Source organism: Variovorax sp. 20P10.2.4, assembly GCF_058244205.1.
Genome location: NZ_JBZAYE010000487.1, coordinates 1 through 5,637, shown reverse-complemented (window position 1 = coordinate 5,637; position 5,637 = coordinate 1). Strand labels below are relative to the sequence as shown.

Annotated in this window: 3 protein-coding genes and 1 pseudogene; all 4 read left to right on the top strand. The window is 70.6% G+C overall.

Annotation, left to right across the window (positions count from 1 at the left end):
- Positions 1-403, top strand: a pseudogene (locus AC27VN_RS30950) (rhomboid family intramembrane serine protease); the annotation flags it as partial.
- Positions 404-591: 188 nt separating this feature from the next.
- Positions 592-1,827 carry an efflux RND transporter periplasmic adaptor subunit gene (locus AC27VN_RS30945; RefSeq protein WP_490879030.1) on the top strand — a complete coding sequence of 412 codons (1,236 nt, stop codon included), beginning with the start codon at positions 592-594 and terminating at the stop codon, positions 1,825-1,827.
- A 9-nt stretch (positions 1,828-1,836) separates the two neighbouring features.
- Positions 1,837-5,010 (top strand): efflux RND transporter permease subunit, encoded by a 3,174-nt coding sequence (locus tag AC27VN_RS30940; RefSeq protein ID WP_093348586.1) that lies wholly within the window; start codon positions 1,837-1,839, stop codon positions 5,008-5,010.
- Positions 5,010-5,637 (top strand): TolC family protein (locus AC27VN_RS30935; RefSeq protein WP_490879029.1); only part of this gene is annotated, 628 nt, incomplete at its 3' end. The genes AC27VN_RS30940 and AC27VN_RS30935, both read left to right, overlap by 1 nt.

Here is a 5,637-nt window from a genome sequence, read left to right as displayed (position 1 = left end):
CTGGTTCAACACCGCGCGGCTGCAGCCGGCCGGCGACGACTTCCATGCCGCGGCGCGGCGCATCTTCCGCCTGAGCGCCACCGACCCCGACACGCTGGCGCTACAGCACGCGAGCTTCACCACCTACCTCGACCAAGCGAAGCCCGGCGTGCGCCTCAAGCCCGACGACCTGGCGCGGCTGGCGCGCCGCTTCGTGCGCATCCGCCAGTTCGAGGACGCGCGCCGGCTCTGCACCATCCTCTTGAAGACCGCGCCCGACCATCCCGAGCTGGCCGACACGCTGTCGGTGTGCGCCAACGGGCTGCTGCACGCGGGCGAGCGCGACAAGGCCGTGGGCCTCTTGCCGCACCTGCTGCGGCTCGCACCCGACGACATGGTCACGCGCGCGCTGCAACGCGCATGAAGCGCGCCTGAAGCACCCCAAGTACATCTAACTTTGCAATCCGGCAAAGCGTCTGTCACAAGACTTTGTCAATCTTTGGCACTGGACTTGCAGGGCCTCTCTGTAAAGCTCGCCTCCGGCCTCCCGCCGCATTGAACTCGGGAGCGCCCGTTCGCTCCATTTGGGGCCTTCGTCACTTCCCCCTGCCCATGCCCGCTCACACACGCCGTCCCTTCCCGCTGCTCATGACCGTCCTCGCGCTGGCCGCCGCCATCACGCTCGCCGGCTGCTCGCGCAACGAGGCCGCCACGCCCAAGGCAGGGGCCGCCGCGCCGGAACGGGAAGTCGGCACCGTCACGCTCAAGCACGAGACGCTGGCGCTGAGCACCGAGTTGCCGGGCCGCACCGCAGCCCCGGTCATCGCCGAGATCCGGCCGCAGGTCGGCGGCATCCTCAAGGAGCGGCTGTTCACCGAAGGCTCGCAGGTCAAGGCCGGCCAGGTGCTCTACCAGCTCGACCCGGCCTCGCTGCAGGCGGCCCATGCCAGCGCGCAGGCCAGCGTGCGCAAGGCCGAGTCGGCGCTCGCCACCTCGCGCACCGTGGCGCGCCGCAATGCCGAGCTGGTGAAGATCGACGCCATCAGCCGCCAGGTGTTCGACGAGACGCAGGCCGCCGAGCAGCAGGCCGAGGCCGACCTCGGCGTGGCGCGCGCGGCCGAGCAGACCGCGCGCATCCAGCTCGGCTACACCCGCATCACCTCGCCGATCAGCGGCTGGGCCGAGCTCTCGAGCGTCACGCCGGGCGCGCTGGTCACGGCCAACCAGGCCACCGCGATGACCACGGTGCAGCAGCTCGACCCGATCCACGTGCACGTCACCCAATCGAGCAGCGAGCTGCTGCGGCTCAAGCGCGAGCTCGCCAGCGGCCGGCTGCAGCGCGCCAGCGATGCCGAGGCACGCATCCAGCTGGTGCTCGAGGACGGCAGCAAGTACCCGCACCCCGGGCGCCTGACCTTCAGCGGCGTCACCGTCGATGCCGGCACCGGCAGCGTGACGCTGCGCGCGGTGGTGCCCAACCCCGACCGGCTGCTGATGCCCGGCATGTACGTGCGCGCCGTGCTGCAGGAGGGCGTGAACGCCGCCGCGCTGCTGGTGCCGCAGCAGGCCGTGACGCGCGCGCCCGACGGCAGCGCCTCGGCACTGGTGATCGATGCCGAGAACAAGGTCGCGAAGCGCCCGATCCAGGTCGGCCGCGCGATCGGCACGCGCTGGCAGGTGCTCGACGGCCTCGCACCGGGCGACCGCGTGATGACCGAGGGCTCGCAGCGCGTGAAGGTCGGCGACAAGGTCAAGGTGGTCGACCTCGGTGCACGCGCCGCGGCCGGCCCGGTGGCCGCCGTCGCGCCCGACGCGGCCGATGCCGCCACCGATCCCGTGGCGCGCTGAGGTCGGGCCATGGCGCAGTTCTTCATCGACCGACCCATCTTCGCGTGGGTGCTCTCCATCGTCGTCATGCTCGCGGGCCTGATGGCGATCCGCACCCTGCCGCTCGAGCAGTACCCCGACATCGCGCCGCCGCGCGTGTCGATCAACGCCACCTACACCGGCGCCTCGGCCAAGACGGTCGAGGACTCGGTCACGCAGGTGATCGAGCAGCAGCTCAAGGGGCTGGACAACCTGCTCTACATGCAGTCGACCAGCAACTCCTCGGGCGTGGCCCGGCTGTCGCTGACCTTCAACCCCGGCACCAGCATCGACGTGGCGCAGATGCAGGTGCAGAACAAGCTGCAGCAGGCCATGTCGCGGCTGCCGCAGCAGGTGCAGAGCCGCGGCGTCACCGTCACCAAGGGCGGCAACGACTTCCTGATGATCGTCTCGATGTTCTCGGCCGACGGCAGCGCCTCGGCCGTGGACGTGGGCGACTACATCAGCAGCAACCTGGTCGACGTGATCAGCCGCATCGACGGCGTGGGCGAGGTCCAGACCCTGGGCACCGGCTACGCCATGCGGCTGTGGCTCGACCCCGACAAGCTGCGCAAGTACGCGCTGATGCCCTCGGACGTGAACGCCGCCATCACGGCGCAGAACGCGCAGGTGTCGGCCGGCCAGCTCGGCGCGCTGCCGGCGGCCGCGCAGCAGCAGCTCAACGCCACCATCACGGCGCGCAGCAAGCTGCAGACCGCGGAGCAGTTCGAGAACGTGGTGCTGCGCGTGACGCCCGACGGCGCCGTGGTGCGGCTGAAGGACGTGGCGCGCGTCGAGCTCGGCGCCGAGAACCTCACGGTGCGCTCGCAGCTCGACGGGCGGCCCGGTGCCGGCCTGGGCGTGGTGCTGGCCGACGGCGCCAACGCGGTGCAGGTGGCCGAGGCGGTGAATGCCAAGGTCGAGGAGCTCAAGCCGCTGTTCCCGAACCAGCTGCAGACCTTCGTGAGCTACGACACCACGCCCTTCGTCAGCGCCTCGATCGACGAGGTGGTGAAGGCGCTGCTCGAGGCCATGCTGCTGGTGGTGCTGGTGATGTATGTGTTCCTGCAGAACTTCCGCGCCACGCTGATCCCCGCGATCGCCGTGCCGGTGGTGCTGCTGGGCACCTTCGGCGTGCTGTCGATGGCCGGCTACTCGATCAACACGCTCACCATGTTCGGCATGGTGCTGGCGATCGGCCTGCTGGTGGACGACGCCATCGTGGTGGTCGAGAACGTCGAGCGCGTGATGCACGAGGAAGGGCTCTCGCCCAAGGAGGCCACGCGCAAGTCGATGGCCGAGATCACGCCCGCGCTGGTGGGCATCGCGCTGGTGCTGTCGGCGGTGTTCGTGCCGATGGCCTTCTTCGGCGGCTCCACCGGCGTGATCTACCGCCAGTTCTCGATCACCATCGTCTCGGCGATGGCGCTGTCGGTGTTCGTGGCGCTCACGCTCACGCCCGCGCTGTGCGCCACGCTGCTCAAGCCGGTCGCCAAGGGCGGCCATGCGGCGCCGCGCGCCGGCCTGCTGGGCCGGGTCGACCGCTTCTTCGCGGCCTTCAACCGCGGCTTCGACCGCAATGCCGCGCGCTACGAGGGCGTGGTCGGCGGCATCGTGCGGCGCGGCAAGCGCAGCATCGTGGTCTACCTGCTGATCGCGGGCGTGATGGCGCTGCTCTTCATGCGGCTGCCGACCTCCTTCCTGCCCGACGAGGACCAGGCCTTCCTGCAGGTGCAGGTGACCCTGCCGCCGGGCGCCTCGAACGCGCGGCTGCAGCCCGTGACCGAGCAGGTGCAGCAGTACTTCGCCAAGCAGCCCGAGGTGCTGAGCGTGAACATCCTCACCGGCCAGAACGGCGACCAGAGCTCGGCGCGCGCCTTCGTCAAGCTCAAGGACTGGGCCGAGCGCACCGGCAAGGGCCAGTCGGCCGCCGAGCTCGCGCGGCGCGCCAACAAGGACCTGTCGACGGTGCGCGACGCGCGCGTCTTCGTGCTGCTGCCGCCGGCCGTGCGCGGCCTGGGCGCCAACGCCGGCTTCAACTTCCACCTGAAGGACATCAACGGCCTGGGCCACGACGCGCTGGTGAAGGCACGCGACCAGGCCATCGACCTGCTGAGCCGCCGGCCCGAGGTGATGAACGTGCGCAGCAACAACCTCGACGACACGCCCGAGTTCGCGGTCGACATCGACGACGCACGCGCCGGCGCGCTGAGCCTGGCCACCGCCGACATCGACAGCACGCTGTCGAGCGCCATGGGCGGCACCTACATCAACGACTTCCTCGACAAGGGCCGCGTGAAGCGCGTCTACATGCAGGGCGACACCGACTTCCGCATGCTGCCCTCGGACATCGACCGCTGGAGCGTGCGCAACGGCCTGGGCCAGATGGTCTCGTTCCCGGCCTTCTCGAGCTCGCGCTGGAGCTACGGCTCGCCGCAGCTGCAGCGCTACAACGGCAGCCCGAGCTACGAGTTCGTGGGCGACGCCGCGCCGGGCGTGAGCTCGGGCGACGCGATGGCCGCGGTCGAGGAGGTGATGAAGCAGATGCCGCCGGGCATCGGCTACGAATGGACCGGCGCCTCGTTCCAGGAACGGCTGTCGGGCGCTCAGGCGCCGCTGCTCTACGCGATCTCGATCCTGTTCGTGTTCCTGTGCCTCGCCGCGCTCTACGAGAGCTGGTCGGTGCCGTTCTCGGTGATCCTGGTGGTGCCGCTGGGCATCGTGGGCGCGCTGCTGTTCACCAGCCTGCGCGGCCTGAGCAACGACGTGTACTTCCAGGTCGGCCTGCTGACCACCGTGGGGCTGTCGTCGAAGAACGCGATTTTGATCGTGGAGTTCGCCAAGCAGCTGCAGGAACAGGGCAGGAGCGTGCTCGACGCCACGCTGCAGGCGGTGCGCCTGCGGCTGCGCCCGATCCTCATGACCTCGCTGGCCTTCGGCTTCGGCGTGCTGCCGCTGGCCATCGGCACCGGCGCCGGCGCGGGTGGCCGGCAGTCGATCGGCACCGCGGTGCTCGGCGGCATGGTGGTGGGCACCGCGCTCGGCATCTTCTTCGTGCCGCTGTTCTTCGCGCTGATCCGCGGCTGGCTCGCGGGGCGGCGCAAGGCCGTGCCGAAGGACGAGCCTCTCGCGCCCGCGCAGACCGCCGAGCAAGGAGGCCACTGATGCAACGCGCCCTCCCCTTGCGTTCGCTGACGCTCGTCGCCGCGGCCGTGCTCGCGGGCTGCGTCAACCTCGCGCCCGACTACCAGGCGCCCGCACTGCCGGTGCCGGCGACCCTGCCCTCAGCCAATGTCGAAGCCGCCACGCCGCTCGACGCGGGCTGGCGCGACTTCTTCGTCGAGCCGAAGCTGCGCGGCACCATCGAGCTCGCGCTCGCCAACAACCGCGACCTGCGCGTGGCCGCGCTCAACATCGAGCGCGCGCGTGCCCAGTACGGCATCGCGCGCGCCGGCCTCTTTCCCACCATCGACGCCGGCGCCGGCGGCAGCCGCTCGCGCACGCCGGGCAGTCTCTCGACCGGCGGCGAGCCGCGCTACGCCACCCAGTACAGCGCCGACCTCGGCCTCACGAGCTACGAGATCGACCTGTTCGGCCGCGTGCGCAACCTCAGCGAGGCAGCGCTGCAGAGCTTCTTCCAGACCGAGGCCACGCAGCGCGGCACGCAGATCAGCCTGGTGGCCGCGGTCGCCACCGCCTGGCTGCAGCTCGCGGCCGACGAGCAGCGGCTGCAACTCGCGCGCCACACGCTCGAGAGCCAGCGCCGTTCCTTCGACCTGATCCAGCGCGGCC

Bases quoted from the DNA above. Each gene is read 5' to 3' on its own strand.
- AC27VN_RS30945 (WP_490879030.1), top strand. From the start codon at position 592: ATGCCCGCTCACACACGCCGTCCCTTCCCGCTGCTCATGACCGTCCTC.
- AC27VN_RS30940 (WP_093348586.1), top strand. From the start codon at position 1,837: ATGGCGCAGTTCTTCATCGACCGACCCATCTTCGCGTGGGTGCTCTCC.